The organism is uncultured Microscilla sp., from assembly GCF_947493425.1.
Lineage (GTDB): Bacteria > Bacteroidota > Bacteroidia > Cytophagales > Microscillaceae > Microscilla.
On record NZ_CANLRP010000109.1, the window covers coordinates 14,931 to 30,610 of the forward strand.

The following is a 15,680-nucleotide window of genomic DNA, read 5'->3' on the forward strand; positions in this document are numbered from 1 at the left end:
ATTTTAAATAAAGATGAATATTTTTAAGACTGGTTATTCACCACTTACTAATTTGATAAATATATCGTTGATACTTGGAATACGCTCTTGAAAAGCCTGGACACTTACCTGTGTGATAAGTTGCGCTAGTAAATCGTTGGGAGAGACCGTGTTAGAATCCAACTGAATTGCTGTTCTTTGTAGGTGTTCACCCAAGCTCGTTGTTTCTTTTATTTTAAAATGTTCACTCAAGCCTCCATTGAGTTGCCCTTCATAATCTACCAGGTAGGTATTGGTTTTATAAGTATCTTTTACCTCTTTGGTTTTACCTTCCAATACTTTTTGTGACTTGTTGATCAAAGCAATGTGGTCACAAAGCTCTTCTACTGACTCCATACGGTGAGTAGAAAATATAATGGTACTTCCTTGCTCCCTTAGTTTAAGTATTTCGTCTTTGATGAGGTTAGCGTTTACTGGGTCAAAGCCAGAAAAGGGTTCATCCAGAATAATTAATTTGGGTTGGTGTAAAACCGTAGCAACGAACTGTACTTTTTGTTGCATTCCCTTTGACAAGTCCATCACGTTTTTCTTCCACCAGGGTTTCATTTCAAATTTTTCAAACCATAACTTAATCCTACTCAGTGCTTCTTTACGGGGTAAACCTTTGAGTTGTGCCAGGTATAAGAGTTGTTCGCCTACTTTCATTTTTTTGTACAAACCACGTTCTTCCGGTAAATACCCCATATTTCGTACGTGTTGGGGCTCTAAAACTTGCCCGTCGAAAGTAACTGTTCCCTGGTCTTTGCTTATGATTTGAGTAATAATTCGAATCAAGCTTGTTTTTCCAGCTCCATTAGGACCCAGCAAACCAAATATAGATTGGGCTGGAACACTGATCGAAACATCTTTTAGTGCCTGATGATCAGCATAGTTTTTATAGATATTTTTAACTTCTAATATATTGTTCAATTTTATTCACAGGTTTAGTTGTCAACAATCAGTGTCTGTTTAGACAATCATGGTATTAGTGGAGTCAAGTTTATATTTCTTACAAGTTTTGAAAAAAATATCAAGATAAAGCTTTTTCACCAAATAAAATTCAGACTTTACGGCATAAAGTTATCCACAAATTTGGCATATAGCCTCTAATAATAAAGTATTCAAAATCAATGTAATAGCTAAAAATGTGGATAACTTTTTTACATTACCTCGTTACTCTTGTTCACAAGGTGTGGATAAATTATGATGAGTTGTGGAAAAAATGTGGATAACCCTAGACAGTAATGTGGATAACTTCTCTAAAGTTGTGGATAAGTAATTTAATAAATACATTCTTACGGAACATTTTTTGCTATAGTTATCAACAATTATTTTGCTATGAATAATTAATTTCCAAACAAATCCCACTTTTTTTTCGCATTATCCACATATTGCCACGCTCACGAAATCTCTTTTTCTAGGCAAATCTTTAAAAGTTATCCACACCTTACTAACATCCAATAAAAACTTGAAAATCAGCAATTTAGAGAATGGCAACTGCTTAAACTACCCATAATGTTTCGCAAAAAAACAAGAAAATGTGGATAATATCTCAATTTATGTGGAAAAGATGTGGACAACCCTATAACAAATTGTGGAAAAAATGTGAATAACTCAACATGCATTGTGTATAACTTCATTTTCCTCTAAAGCAAGTTATCCACACCCTTTTTTTTAAGAGTGTGGATAACTTTTTATTTTATGTGGATAACCTCAAATAATCTTACATCTGTTTTGATAATTCAGCAGGCAAAGAGCATCATAAGGCGGATATGTGCCAACACGTGTATAATTTGTGGATAACTTCTAACTAATGTGGACAACTCTATTTTTTTGTGGATAACTCAAAAGACTTCACCGTTTCTATAAAACGCTTTACTTTCTCAGGGTTAGTGTCAGGGTAAACCCCATGTCCTAGATTTACAATGTGCTTATCACCAAATTTATGAAGCATTTCTTGGGTCTCCTTTATAATTACCTCATCATCGGCATATAACAAACAAGGATCCAGGTTGCCTTGTAATACTTTATCCATTCCTACCAAACGCCGCGATTCCTGAATGTCCATTGTCCAATCTAAGCCTACTGCAGCACAATCCAAATCTTTAAAATATTCACGGGCAAAGAAAGCACCTTTGGCAAACATAATCAAGGGCACTTCGGTAATAGCATCCGCAATTTGTTTGAGATAAGGCATTGCAAATGCTTGGTAAGTTGCGGGTGAAAGCAAACCAGCCCAAGAATCAAACAACTGGACTAAATTGACTCCAGCCTTGATTTGTGCTTTGAGATACAAGATAGTACTATCTGTAATTTTTTGCAATATGCTATGTGCCAACTCAGGAGCACGATAAAGCATTGCTTTGGCTTTAGAGAAAGTTTTAGAACCACTACCCTCTACCATATAAGCAAAGATTGTCCAGGGAGCTCCAGCAAAACCTATGAGAGGAACTCTGCCATCAAGATTTTTTTTGGTAATACGAATGGCTTCAAGTACATACCCTAAATCAGACTCAGGATCAGCTATTTTAATTTTTTTTGCATCAGCTTCACTTTGGATAGTATTAGGAAAAAAGGGGCCTTTTTTCTCTATCATTTCATAAGGCAATCCCATAGCTTCAGGAATTACCAATATATCTGAAAAGATAATGGCAGCATCTACACCCAAAATATCTACAGGTTGAATAGTTACTTCAGCAGCAAGTTCAGGGGTAGTAACCAACTCAATGAAACCAGATAACTTTGATCTGATAGCGCGGTATTCGGGCAAAATACGCCCTGCCTGACGCATGAGCCATACAGGTTTTCTTTCGGTAACTTCACCACGAAGGGTACGTAAGATAAGGTCATTTTTGAACTGTTGCATGCGGCAAAGTTAAACGATTTATTATGAAAATTAAAAGTCGAATCTCTAGTGAACCTAAAAAAACTCTATATTGACCCCAGTTTTTGTACTCTAACCCCTTTATCTACGATGAAACAACTGAGTTATATTTTAATCATTTGCCTACTTTGGGCTTGTGGAGAAACCTCCACACAATCGAATAATACTAGTGATACCTCCGCCACCACTACGGTCAATAAAAATGACAATGATACCCCACCAGCAAAAGCAGAAAACAACTTACTTGATCATGAAAAGTTTTTACTGAAATATCCTAAAAACTGGAAAAAGAGTAACAAGACCAACAAAGCAGGAGAATTAGCAAATTTAGTGATTGAAGCAACTTCTGCTCAAGATCGTTTTCGTGAAACGCTCGGTATATTTATTCGACGTGCTGATACCCAACCATTTACCCTTAAAAGTTTTGCCAATATTATAAAGGAGCAGCTCAAAAAAGAACAACCTACTGCCAAAATTGTGGAGGAAGAAATGAAGCCCACCTATTTTGAGGTGGAGTATGTAGGAGATTATAAAGATCAACAAATGAAATGGAGACAACGCGCTTGGGTCAATGGAAAAGAGGCTTTTGTAGCAATATATACGGCTGGTCACGATGATTTTAAAGCACACGAACCAGAAGTTAACCTCATGATGAACTCTTTTAAAATAAAATAATGCACATAGTATATAGTGACAACAAGAATATTTGCCAGGCAGAGGTCACTAACCTTTATCAACTCAACGAGTGGTCATCAGCAAGTAAGCCTCATGAGCTATTTCAAGCACTGCTCAACTCTCACAGTTTGGTCACTGCCCGGCACAAAGGTGTACTAGTAGGCATTGGCAATGCGCTTTCTGATGGGCATTTAGTCGTATATTACCCTCATTTGTTGGTGCACCCTGACTATCAAGGGCAACAAGTAGGTAAAAAAATCATGGAAATTATGCACCACAAATATGTACACCTGCATCAACAAATTTTGGTTTCTGATGGAGCTACGGTGGATTTTTATAAAAAATGTGGCTTTGAGCAAGCTGGCGACACCCAATCTATGTGGATTTATCAAGGGGGAGACCACTAACCTCTAACAAATACAAAACCCTCCTTAAGGCAGTATTACAACTATCCTAAGGAGGTTCACTTTTGTTTGATTCAACGTAATCGTACAAAATAGCGTTAAAACTCATACAACGATTATAGTAACCTATGTAAGCCTCCTACCAAACGATCAAACAGGACTATCTCACAGCACTGATATCCCTCATTTATTGTATCTACAATTATTGTTAAATCCTATAATTTTCAAATAATCTCTATAAGTCTCAAACAAAATCACTCTACATTTTTTTTGTAATATCAAAAGCATTCATTCAATGAAGCTTTGCCATTAATAAAAGTTTGAAGAGTAGTTTAGAATGAGTCAAAATAAAGCTTTTTTTTGTTTCGTAGTTTGTTCACGTATATTTTTGAACAATCTAAGATTGTCGCATATTATGTAACTAAAAATCAAGAAAATATAGATTTATTATGAGTTCAACGACACAAAAAATAGCCAAGGACAAAAAGGGCTGGTTCGTCGATATGATGACCAGTACCATTGGACGAAAAGTCCTGATGGCGCTTACTGGCATATTCCTGTGCTTGTTCCTTATTATACATTTGATAGGTAACCTTCAGTTGCTTAAAAATGATGGAGGAACCGCATTCAACGAGTATGCCCATTTTATGGGAAGTAACCCACTTATCCAAACAGTTTCTATACTTAACTTTACATTTATTATCCTGCACATTGTCTACAGTATCATTCTTACCAGAATGAACATGCAGGCACGTCCAAGAAAATATGCGTACAGTAAACCTGCTGCCAACAGCAATTGGAGATCAAGAAAAATGATGGCATTGGGTTCTATCATTTTAATCTTTTTGATTGTACACTTGGTGTATTTTTGGGGTAAAATGAAATTGACTCACTATGGGCTGGTAGAAGAAGGTGTTTTGGTTAAAAAGTTTGGTACTACTGATCAACTACACCTATACGACTTAGTGAACGCGGCTTTTTCTGATATTATCATGGTTGTATTGTATGTGGTATCAATGATTGCCCTGGCATTTCACCTCTCACACGGTTTTCAGAGTGCTTTTCAAACTTTTGGACTAAATCATGTAAAGTATACCCCCTTGATAAAAACAGTAGGTTATGCTTTTGCTATACTTATTCCACTAGGTTACGCCTTGATTCCAATCATTATGTTCGCAACAAAATAGTAAAATCACTTTTGAACATTAAAAAAACTTAAAAAATTATGCAGTTGGACTCTAAAGTTCCTGAAGGGCCATTGGCCGAAAAATGGAATAAACATAAATTTGATATAAAATTAGTAAACCCTGCCAACAAGCGTAAGTATGACGTGATTGTGGTAGGTACAGGTTTGGCAGGAGGTGCAGCAGCAGCTTCACTGGCTGAATTGGGTTACAATGTAAAAGCTTTTTGTTTTCAAGACAGCCCTCGTCGTGCCCACAGTATTGCCGCGCAGGGAGGTATCAATGCCGCCAAAAACTACCAAAACGATGGAGACAGTGTTTTCCGTTTATTTTATGACACTGTTAAAGGAGGGGACTATCGCTCGCGTGAAGCCAATGTACACCGCCTTGCCGAAGTAAGTGTAAATATTATAGACCAATGTGTGGCACAAGGAGTTCCTTTTGCCCGCGAATATGGAGGTTTGCTTGATAACCGCTCTTTTGGGGGGGCTCAAGTATCGCGTACTTTCTACGCCCGTGGTCAAACAGGGCAACAATTGCTGTTAGGAGCCTATAGTGCCTTGAGCCGTCAGGTAGATTCGGGTAAGGTAAAAATGTATACCCGTAGCGAGATGCTTGACTTGGTAATGGTAGATGGCAAGGCTCGCGGTATTGTAGTTCGTAACCTCATTAATGGAGAGATAGAATCACACTCGGCACACGCAGTATTGTTATGTACGGGTGGGTATGGCAACGTATTCTTCTTATCTACCAATGCAATGGGATCTAATGCAACTGCTGCATGGAGAGCCCACCGTAAAGGGGCTTTATTTGCCAACCCTTGCTATACCCAAATTCACCCTACTTGCATTCCTGTATCAGGTGGGCACCAATCTAAGCTTACGCTCATGTCAGAATCATTGCGTAACGATGGACGTGTATGGGTTCCAAGAACCAAAGAGCTTGCTGAGAAGGTACGCAGTGGTCAATTGAAAGCCAATGATATTAAGGAAGCCGATCGCGATTATTACCTAGAAACCAAATACCCTGCATTTGGTAACCTGGTACCTCGTGATGTAGCATCGCGTAATGCGAAAATGGCTTGTGACGATGGCAGAGGAGTAAACAAAGAAGGACAAGCAGTATTCTTAGACTTCCGCGATGCCATTAAACGTGATGGTAAGGACTTGATTTCAGCTAAGTATGGTAACTTGTTTCAAATGTACCATAAAATTACGGACGAAAACCCTTATGAAGTACCCATGAAAATTTATCCGGCGGTGCATTATACAATGGGTGGTTTGTGGGTAGACTACAACCTAATGACTACTGTACCTGGTTGTTATGCATTGGGCGAGGCTAACTTTTCTGACCACGGTGCCAACCGACTGGGAGCAAGCGCGCTTATGCAAGGGCTTGCTGATGGTTACTTCGTAATTCCTTACACTATTGGAGATTATCTGGCGCGTATGCCTTACGACAAAGTAGCTACTGACCACCCTGAGTTTAAAAAGGCAGAGCAAGAGGTAAAAGACCGCATTGCTAAATTTGTGGGCAAATCTGAGGGTACTAAAACTGTAGATGAGTTTCACAAAGAACTTGGCAAAATTATGTGGGAATACTGCGGTATGGCACGTAATACGGAAGGCTTGACCAAGGCAAAAAAAATGATCCAGGAACTAAGGGCTGATTTTCATAAAAATGTAAAGGTAAGTGGTGGCGACAAGGAGTTTAACCAAACTCTAGAAAAAGTGATGAGAGTGGCCGATTTTATGGAACTGGGCGAGCTAATGGTAGATGATGCCTTGAATCGTTCTGAATCTTGCGGGGGGCACTTCCGCGAAGAATCCCAAACAGACGAGGGTGAAGCCAAACGTAAAGATGATGAGTTTTCTTATGTAGCAGCTTGGGAGTATAAAGGTGAAAACCAACAAGCTGAATTGCATAAAGAAGCGCTTGAATTCGAAAATGTGAAATTGACCCAACGTAGCTATAAATAATAGCCAAGGCATCAATAAAGAGCTGACAGAGATGAAGGGAAGACACATGGGGTTGGCTCAAGTTCACTACTTACAAATATTAAAATTATACTGAAAATGAATCTTACATTACAGATCTGGAGGCAAAATAAGCCTGATATAAATAACAATGGTAACTACCAAAACGGTGAGGGTAAAATGACTGAATATAAGGTGGCTGATATTTCGCCTGATATGTCATTTTTGGAGATGCTGGACGAACTCAACGAGGATTTGTTGAAAAAAGGAGACGATCCGGTAGCTTTTGACCACGATTGTCGTGAAGGTATTTGTGGCATGTGTAGCTTGTATATCAATGGACAACCTCACGGACCAGAAAGTGGTACTACTGCTTGCCAGTTGCATATGCGTTCTTTTAAAGATGGCGACACAATTTATATAGAACCCTGGAGAGCCAAGGCTTTCCCTGTGGTAAAAGATTTGGTAGTAAACCGCTCTTCTTTTGACCGCATTATGCAAGCAGGTGGGTATGTATCGGTAAACACTGGGGTAACTGTAGATGCTAATGAAATTCCAGTAGCCAAAACCATTGCTGATGAAGCCTTTAACATGGCGGCTTGCATTGGTTGTGGAGCTTGTGTAGCAGCTTGTAAAAATGCCTCTGCTATGTTGTTTGTTTCTGCTAAAGTTTCTCAGCTTTCACTACTTCCACAAGGAAAGGCTGAACGCAAAAAGCGTGTAGAGCGTATGGTTGCTCAAATGGATGAAGAGGGTTTTGGTGCATGTACCAATACTGGTGCTTGCTCAGCAGAGTGTCCCAAAGATATTCCTTTATCCTCTATTGCACGCATGAACCGCGAATACTTTGAGGCTAAAATTACGTCAAACAACGTATAGTTAAGTATTACCATTCGAGAAATATAGCAGAGGGATGGTTTTCTCTCTGCTTTTTTTGTACATGACGGTTTTACCAAAAACAATGATCCTATGAATGCTCCTGAAATAGTACAACAGGTGCTTGCCAGCAATGAGAAAAATATTGGCGACCTGATTGGCAAAGAGTTAAACATTATACTATTTGCTGACTTTATTTACCGTAACCCCCACCTTCAAAACTCCATAGAAGTACTTTACCAAGAGGTATACAAAAAGACTGTCATTAACCTTACCCAAATGTTTGAAGATGTGCTAGACCAACAAAACCTTACGCAAAATAAAGCGGCTCAAAACCAAGTAAAACAATATATACAGTGGTTTGTCAATGACTTGGTAAATGAATATAAGGCAGAAGTGAAGGATAAAGTTCGTTGGTTGGAACGTAATAATGCCAATAGAGGTGGGGAATAAATTATAATAAAGTTTGTCTGACAACAAGGGGGGATTGTTTAGCTACTGAGATCATCACTATTATTGTTTGGGAACTGTCACGGTTAACACAAACATATAATGATCTTTGTCGGTTTGCTCCATGTGGGCATCCAGTACATTGTTCGCGGTAAGTGCCACTTGTACCAAGCCAATGCCTGCACCCTTGCTACCTGAATGTGGAGGGGAATCACGTAGTTCACGCTTATAGGCACGCAATGCGTCACGATCAAGCGAATTAATTTTTTTACATTTAGCCACTAGCTTAGGCACCGACTCAGCAGGAATCATATTGCCAGTCATTACTTTATAGCAAGTGTCTAGCTCTATTACGGCCAATATGCCTACTTTATCTCCACCATCAAAGCCATCCATTTCACGGGAATAATACAACACATTTTGGGCGAGTTCCATAAAAATAGAAAACACCTTTTTACCTGCTTTACGCTCTTCTCTTAACTGCGTTCGGATATCATTGCTAAATTCAGTGAGCAAAAAATCGGTAACCGGTCCCTTGTAAGAGAGCAAAATGTTTTCTTGCTCGATTTGGCTATAAAACTCGTAAACGTTAAATTTTTCAGACATTTGTAACACTAACTGATTATCCGAAAGTTATTTTTAGTAAAAAAAGGCTTTAAACTGTAAGGTAATCATACTGACATTGCCCTCAGGCGGCTTTATTGTTAGTAATTACCAGACTATCTGCCCATAATGATTTCAAGTAGCATATTTTATGCAAAAGACTGAAATATTGATACTCATTTCTTTTAAATAATAAACCTTACCCTTTTTTCAATATAAAAGTTCTGCATATTTACAAAATTTGGAATAAGCAAATGAAAGGTAGTAAAAAACCTTAATCACCACAAAAAAACCATATTATTTTTGCAAAGACTTTCTCAAAAAAATAATATGGTCAGGCATAATAAACCACTTCGTTGAACTAAGCCCTCCCTACATAGGTCAAACTATTGAGTAAACTACCATAATTTTTGCTATAAAACACATTTATAGTGTGGGGCAACCAATGTTTGCTAATTGGATCATTCGATTTTTGGCACAAAAAAAGCCAAGTCATACCTATGTATAATTTGGCTTTCAGGTTGGTTCAAATATTTTTAGGAATGGTGAGAAATTAAATTACCATTCTTGAGGTAGAGGTTTTGTTTTGAGACGAGGCTATTTTTTGCGCCCATAGCAGCGCTACGGGCAATAAAAATAACGAAGTATCAAGGCGAAAAATCACCCCTCAGAGTGTAAATTTATTTTTGAACAATTCCTTAGTCAAACATAGGTCGGGTATTTTTAGTAATGGCGGAGATAATCAACGACATGAGCAAGCCTACAATTGCAGAACTTAACAAGGCTATTAACAATGATACACCAGGAGTAGAGAATTTTTGAGACATTTCCAATACTTGTTCTATCTGTGCCTCATTATAAGCTCCAGAATCTTCCAGTGTTCTTCGGGTGCTTTCCAACACCTTTTGATTAAAGTCAGGGTCAATGACAGTACGGTACAAAATACCAAAAGCACCGCTGATAGTTCCCGAAATTATGCTCACCAATACGCCTATGCCTAACCCTTCACCATAAGACATAAACCCTTCATTGTTACGTTTAAACTCATTATGAGCAAACACTATGGCTATTACAGCAATAAGCACTGAAGCTCCCATGAGAATATAACTACCTGAGCCTCCCATTGCCATGAATTGTAAAACTGACAAAACAATGCTTACTACGCCTAAATACAAACCATACTTAAGGCCAGCTGATTTGACAGTATAAGGCTCCATTTCTTCATAGTTATTGTCATATTGATCGCGGTCAGAATATTCTTCCATATATGTATGTGTGTTGTGTATGTTTTGAATTTGCAAAAATTATTATTACTTAGCTGATTCATTTATTTGAAGTATTAGTCAGCTTCATAAGGCAAAATATTACACATTTAGCAAAAAACCTCTGTTAAGGCTTATTTTTTTACAGTTTTCAGTTTTCCGGTTTTATCAAATAACATCGTGTTATCATCCGGTTTGCGGTCAATTAACTTGTTATAAGGGTCGATACCTCCGCTATGAGGTTTATCGTCTACTAATATTTTAATAGTCTGCTTTGTCTTAGTAATTTTATGCTTTTTCAGGTACAGTACCTTATTTGTTTTACTACGATGAACCTTGGATTTACTGGTGTTGCTGCCTTTATCTGACAACGTTTGTTTACGAGCAAATATACCTATATCGATATAATCATTGAGTGCTACTTCTTTTTCTACTCCATACCCATCTGATTGCACTTTTTTGGCTACTATTTCTAATGTCACCTCATATTTATCTCCTTTTTTCTCATAGCTCACACTGTTGACTTTATTTTCGTAAAGAGTTATTTTCTCAAACATGTCAGTGATTAAATATTGGAGCGAATCGGGGGTGGCTTCACGCAAAAAACTGACCCATTCTAATGCAGTGGTATAAGGGGCAGCTTTATAAGCCACTTGTTTGACATATTTTTGCAGGGCAGCATTCATTTGCTTTTCGCCAATGTAGTCTTGCAAAGCATACAATACTACTGAGCCTTTGTTATAATGAATGTATTGTTGCCCTTCGGTAAGCATGAGCGGCATTTCTTTTTGAATTTCGGCACTGCGTCCCTTCAGGTACTTGTTCATTTCCAAGCGCAAAAACTTTTTGATTTTGTCTTTACCCAATGCTTTTTCCATCGTCATCAATGCTGAGTACTGTGCCATGCTTTCTATCACTGTGTGTGCTCCTTGTACATAAGCTGGTACTACCTGATGCCCCCACCATTGATGCGCCACTTCGTGGGCAGTTACATACAACACTAGGTCAATGTCTTTTTTGTCGTCAACATCGGCAAGAAAACCAATACTTTCGGAGTAAGGAACAGTATTGGCAAAAGATTGGGCAAAACCCGCGTAACGCGGAAACTCTAAAATACGCATTTGACGGTATTGATAGGGAGAAAAATTGGCACTACAATAACTCAGGGATTTTTTCATGCCTTGCATCATTCGCTCAAGGTTATAGGTATGCGTAGGATGGTAATAAATTTCCAGGTTTACTTTTTTACCTTCTTTGCTTGTCCATACATCTTTCTTTACCGCATAATGAGCCGATAAAATGCTATAAAAATTCAGAATAGGCGTATCCATTTTATAATGAAAGTAACGCCGCCCGTTTTTTTTCCATTCTTTTTGTAAATACCCTGGTGCTATCGCGATTTGGTCAGGGGCAGTGCTCAGTTTTATCTCAAAACTTATCCAATCGGCATCGTTCGAAAGGGCATTGTTTTTTCGTGCTTCTAAATTGTTAATCCGGGGAAAACGCTGATGAGCTCCCAATCCGTGTTTTTTTCGTACATCGTCAGAGGTAAGTTCACCTAAGGGCTGATAGCCAATTTTTGGAAAGATTTGTTCATTTACGAAAGTACCATTATAAGTCAAGAAATTGTTGGTAGAACTGTTACTAAAGCCTTTGCAGGCATAGCTTATCTCAAAGTCTAATGTAATGGTTTGTTGGGGTTGAAGAGGTTTATTAAGCTTATAAATGGCATAGGCTAAAGTCTGATCGTTTTGTATTATGTTAAATGCTTTGCCAAACTTCATTTTTTGCACCACAGCATTATTGCTGGTATTGATATGGATATTTTGAATAGCGGTTTCTGTCTTGTTTTTTAATACATAACGTCCCTTTGCTTTTAATGCTCGCTTGTAAGGGTATAGGTCTACCTCAAGTTGTACATCTATTACTTTGGGTTGAGGTATTACTTCATACTTTTTGTATTTTTTCTCATAGTTGGCGCGTAGGGTATTTTCTTCTTCCTGAGTTACAAAATCGTTTAAGATATTGGTATTATAAAAGATGTAGCCTCCTATTGCCACAAAAGCCAGGGCAGCGACACCCAAAGTAAGTTTGGCTACTGGCGTAAAGTTATGCAGCGTTTTACGCCAACGCACCTGCCAATGACTATCGGTGCCCCGAAGCCATAAACCATTAGCAAACACCAATAATATAAGCCCAAAGGCAAGCCAATAAGTCTTAAAAGCAAGCCAACCTTGCAAGAAATGCCCATAGCCGTTTAAGTCTGAGTAGAGCATCATTGGGGCGCTTTTAAACAATAGAAGCTTGTGAGTAACCCCTAAATAGGGCAGTATGGTACTAAAGAAGAAGTACACCAACACTACCGCAAAAAAGCCAAAGTACTTGTTATTGACAATGATATGAATAGTAAAGGTAAGGATGGTTACCAGAAGCAAATCAAGCATTTGTACCCCATACAAATGCTTGATGTATAATAATGGTTCAAAGTGGTAATAGCCATTGCCTGCCTGTACCAGCATACCCATCAACATAATGACAGTAAGCAAAAACAACTCTATACCTATCATAGCAAAAAACTTTGCCGTAAACGGCAACCAATTGGGTATAGGTAAGGCATCATACATCAGGTTAACCTTTTGTTGGCGCTCTGCCCATACCATTTCTCCCGAATAAAAAACAATAATGGCAAGAATAAACATTCGAAAACTACCATTGAGAATGTCTAATATGCGGTAAGTCACAGGTAATACTGGCGTCTCGAATATTTTTCCAGAAGTGGTCACACCCAACACCATAAATAATAAACCTACGACTGTAATTACTAAAAATATTGGGTTGTATAGTACCTGAAAAAACTCTTTTTTGGTGAGCATTCGCAGTAAACCAAACTGAGATGTTTGACTAAAGTCTTGGTGTACTTTGGGTAAGCGTATTTTTTGAATCGTTAAAGTATCAGCCAATGTTTTGCTTACTTTACGAGGGGTTTGCTTTACTCGCCCTTTGCCCACAAAAGTGAACGAGAAGCGAACATAAGTAAGAAGTAATATAACCAAACCTACACCAACCCAAATCAACCGATTGATAACAATGAGCGAAGTAAGTGGAACGACCTGATTATTGCGTTCGGTGACTGTCCAAAGCTCGGTAGATTTGGCTATAGCAGTAAGTCCAGTAGGGTCAATCAAGCTACTCAATGTCTTGTTATCTATTTGACCAGATAAGTAACTAGCCGCAAAGATAAGTATCAACACCACAATGGCATTGAGGTAAATAAACAATTGATTACGGGTGAGTGATACTGTAGCAAAAAAGATGGCGCCGGTAAACACTGTAAAGGGCAAAGTAACCAAAAAATAGGGGTGCAAATAATACCACAGGTTAAAAACACCGTATTTTTCGGCATTGACCGCAGGCAACCATTGCGAAAGTATCAGCCCCAATGAAATGCTGAGCAACACCAAGGCACTGATCAATAATGAGCCAAAGAAACGACCTCCCAAATAGTGCCACTTGGATATTGGTTTGGTAAAAAATAAAGGAAAGGTTTTGTGTTCGAAATCACGGTAAACTGGCACTCCCATAAAAGCTGCCACGACAAAAATGCCTAGCTGTCCTACTGCCCCAGTAATGACCATAATATTGTAGGGCGAATTCGCTAAGTTTTTGCCGCCTCCAGTAATTGTAACTGCTACTTCGCTCCCAAAAGCACCGCCCATAATGGCACCATAAAGCAAACCTACCAAGGTAAAAATAACAAAGTAAAGATAAGTAGCCGGACGGTTGAATCTATATTTGAGTTCAAACTTGAATATTGCCTGAAACATATATTGATGAAAGTTTAGAGGGTTTTAGTCGTGGATTTGATTAGGGGTTTGGGCATTGGTTGTCTCTTCTTTGGCTTTGATCTGAGAGAAGTATACATCCTCTAAATCAGGTATAGAGGCTTCAAACGATTCATTAGGACACTCGTCGCCAAAGGCTTTGACAATGACTTTGCCATCAAATAAATGAGAGGATACAATATTGTATTGTTGTTGATGTTGAGGTAGCTCATCTTTGGCAATCATTTTTTTCCAAACTTTACCCTTGGCGGCTTCTACTACTTCGCGTGGGTTGCCTTTGAGCAACACTTCGCCTTTGTGAATGATCGCCATGTGGCGGCATAAGTTGGTTACATCTTCTACGATGTGGGTAGACAAGATAACCACCATATGTTCGCCTATTTCGCTGAGCAGGTTATGAAAACGGTTGCGCTCGGCAGGATCGAGCCCAGCGGTGGGCTCGTCTACAATAATCAGTTTGGGTTGCCCTAATAATGCCTGAGCAATACCAAAACGTTGTTTCATCCCTCCCGAATAGTTCCCTAATCTGATGTTGCGTTCACGGTAAAGATTGGTTTGTTCAAGCAAAGCTCTCACAATAGCTTTACGTTCTTTGGCATTTTTGATTCCTTTCAGTTGGGCAAAATGATCTAGCATCTGGTAAGCAGTCATTCGTGGGTATACCCCAAACTCTTGTGGTAAATACCCCAATACTTGCCTTACTTTGGGCTTCTCGTTGAGTACATCTATATCGCCCAGATGAATACTGCCTGCATCGGCATCTTGCAAGGTGGCAATGGTACGCATCAACGACGATTTTCCGGCGCCGTTGGGTCCTAGTAACCCAAACATGCCTGTAGGTATTTCGAGGCTTACCTCTTTGAGGGCTTGAGTACCATTAGGATAGGTTTTAGAGAGACCATCAATTACTAAATTCATGGGGGTTTTGGTTTTTAGAATAGTTGTAACCTTGTTTTAGCACATTAGTAGTAAGTGGTGGAGATTTATTACAATAGTCCACAGCATTTAGTTAAGTTAGTAAGTTGTTCTAAGCAGCAAGTGGTGGTAAGCTAACACTCAGTGTTTTGCCAAAACTATCATTTCAAAGCAATTTTATTTTAATGCTTATTTAGATAAATTGCTTATTGGGAGTAGCAAGCAGTATTTTGGTTACTCTACCCTACTATTTTTCGCCCTGATTTGTGTCTCCACAAATCAAACCACCCACAACCCTAAAAAACGACTTATTTTAGGGTTTCTATCGGTTGGTGAAGACACGCAACCGAGGCGGCGAGGACGGTACTTTTTAAAAACCGAAGCTACAGTTTTACTGTGCTGAGCTCAACGAAATTAAAAGCTGGGTAGAGTAGTATAGCGAGAGTGCTCTCTTTAGGTTTGAAGGCTTTAAATTTGGTACACATCAATTTAATTATGTAGTGGAAATACATCTTTTTTCCTTCTGTATAAAATCTAGTGATGACAATTTAAATGACCATTATGAGGCTAAATATGTACTCATTATCTACA

At 38.6% G+C, this 15,680-nt stretch carries 12 protein-coding genes; 6 read left to right on the forward strand and 6 right to left on the reverse strand.

Annotation, left to right across the window (positions count from 1 at the left end; genetic code table 11):
- Positions 1–33 precede the first annotated feature (33 nt).
- Together Q0954_RS22860 and hemE are read right to left on the reverse strand one after the other, a co-directional pair.
- Positions 34–948 (reverse strand): ABC transporter ATP-binding protein, encoded by a 915-nt coding sequence (locus Q0954_RS22860; protein WP_299460820.1) that lies wholly within the window; start codon positions 946–948, stop codon positions 34–36.
- A gap of 895 nt (positions 949–1,843) precedes the next feature.
- Entirely contained in the window at positions 1,844–2,884 is a 1,041-nt protein-coding gene (hemE, locus tag Q0954_RS22865) for a uroporphyrinogen decarboxylase (protein ID WP_299460822.1), read from the reverse strand.
- A gap of 108 nt (positions 2,885–2,992) precedes the next feature.
- Here hemE and Q0954_RS22870 point away from each other — a divergent pair, with 108 nt between their 5' ends.
- From Q0954_RS22870 to Q0954_RS22895, 6 genes are all read left to right on the forward strand, one after another.
- Positions 2,993–3,577, forward strand: coding sequence for a hypothetical protein (locus tag Q0954_RS22870; RefSeq protein ID WP_299460824.1), 585 nt, complete (start codon positions 2,993–2,995; stop codon positions 3,575–3,577).
- Entirely contained in the window at positions 3,577–3,984 is a 408-nt protein-coding gene (locus Q0954_RS22875) for a GNAT family N-acetyltransferase (protein WP_299460826.1), read from the forward strand. The genes Q0954_RS22870 and Q0954_RS22875 overlap by 1 nt, the downstream gene beginning before the upstream one ends.
- A gap of 446 nt (positions 3,985–4,430) precedes the next feature.
- The gene (locus tag Q0954_RS22880; protein WP_299460828.1) at positions 4,431–5,168 is read left to right on the forward strand and encodes a succinate dehydrogenase cytochrome b subunit; all 738 of its coding nucleotides are present in this window, start codon (positions 4,431–4,433) and stop codon (positions 5,166–5,168) included.
- Between the two features lie 38 nt (positions 5,169–5,206).
- Positions 5,207–7,144: a fumarate reductase/succinate dehydrogenase flavoprotein subunit gene (locus Q0954_RS22885; protein ID WP_299460830.1), complete on the forward strand. Its 1,938-nt coding sequence runs from the start codon at positions 5,207–5,209 to the stop codon at positions 7,142–7,144.
- A 96-nt stretch (positions 7,145–7,240) separates the two neighbouring features.
- Positions 7,241–8,020: a succinate dehydrogenase/fumarate reductase iron-sulfur subunit gene (locus Q0954_RS22890; protein WP_299460832.1), complete on the forward strand. Its 780-nt coding sequence runs from the start codon at positions 7,241–7,243 to the stop codon at positions 8,018–8,020.
- Between the two features lie 90 nt (positions 8,021–8,110).
- Positions 8,111–8,470, forward strand: a complete 360-nt coding sequence (locus tag Q0954_RS22895) for a hypothetical protein (RefSeq protein WP_299460834.1) — start codon at positions 8,111–8,113, stop codon at positions 8,468–8,470.
- Positions 8,471–8,530: 60 nt separating this feature from the next.
- Here the strand turns inward: Q0954_RS22895 and Q0954_RS22900 are convergent, their stop codons facing one another.
- The 4 genes from Q0954_RS22900 to Q0954_RS22915 all read right to left on the reverse strand — a co-directional run bounded on the left by Q0954_RS22900 (position 8,531) and on the right by Q0954_RS22915 (position 15,092).
- Positions 8,531–9,073, reverse strand: coding sequence for a SiaB family protein kinase (locus tag Q0954_RS22900; RefSeq protein WP_299460835.1), 543 nt, complete (start codon positions 9,071–9,073; stop codon positions 8,531–8,533).
- 695 nt (positions 9,074–9,768) lie between these two features.
- Complete coding sequence (locus tag Q0954_RS22905) at positions 9,769–10,335, reverse strand: DUF4199 domain-containing protein (RefSeq protein WP_299460837.1); 567 nt, start codon at positions 10,333–10,335, stop codon at positions 9,769–9,771.
- Positions 10,336–10,466: 131 nt separating this feature from the next.
- Complete coding sequence (locus tag Q0954_RS22910) at positions 10,467–14,156, reverse strand: M1 family aminopeptidase (RefSeq protein WP_299460839.1); 3,690 nt, start codon at positions 14,154–14,156, stop codon at positions 10,467–10,469.
- 24 nt (positions 14,157–14,180) lie between these two features.
- The gene (locus tag Q0954_RS22915) at positions 14,181–15,092 is read right to left on the reverse strand and encodes an ABC transporter ATP-binding protein (RefSeq protein ID WP_299460841.1); all 912 of its coding nucleotides are present in this window, start codon (positions 15,090–15,092) and stop codon (positions 14,181–14,183) included.
- Positions 15,093–15,680: the final 588 nt, after the last annotated feature.

Bases quoted from the DNA above. Each gene is read 5' to 3' on its own strand.
- Q0954_RS22890 (WP_299460832.1), top strand. From the start codon at position 7,241: ATGAATCTTACATTACAGATCTGGAGGCAAAATAAGCCTGATATAAAT.
- Q0954_RS22875 (WP_299460826.1), top strand. From the start codon at position 3,577: ATGCACATAGTATATAGTGACAACAAGAATATTTGCCAGGCAGAGGTC.
- Q0954_RS22870 (WP_299460824.1), top strand. From the start codon at position 2,993: ATGAAACAACTGAGTTATATTTTAATCATTTGCCTACTTTGGGCTTGT.
- Q0954_RS22885 (WP_299460830.1), top strand. From the start codon at position 5,207: ATGCAGTTGGACTCTAAAGTTCCTGAAGGGCCATTGGCCGAAAAATGG.
- hemE (WP_299460822.1), bottom strand. From the start codon at position 2,884: ATGCAACAGTTCAAAAATGACCTTATCTTACGTACCCTTCGTGGTGAA.
- Q0954_RS22880 (WP_299460828.1), top strand. From the start codon at position 4,431: ATGAGTTCAACGACACAAAAAATAGCCAAGGACAAAAAGGGCTGGTTC.
- Q0954_RS22910 (WP_299460839.1), bottom strand. From the start codon at position 14,156: ATGTTTCAGGCAATATTCAAGTTTGAACTCAAATATAGATTCAACCGT.
- Q0954_RS22905 (WP_299460837.1), bottom strand. From the start codon at position 10,335: ATGGAAGAATATTCTGACCGCGATCAATATGACAATAACTATGAAGAA.
- Q0954_RS22895 (WP_299460834.1), top strand. From the start codon at position 8,111: ATGAATGCTCCTGAAATAGTACAACAGGTGCTTGCCAGCAATGAGAAA.
- Q0954_RS22915 (WP_299460841.1), bottom strand. From the start codon at position 15,092: ATGAATTTAGTAATTGATGGTCTCTCTAAAACCTATCCTAATGGTACT.
- Q0954_RS22900 (WP_299460835.1), bottom strand. From the start codon at position 9,073: ATGTCTGAAAAATTTAACGTTTACGAGTTTTATAGCCAAATCGAGCAA.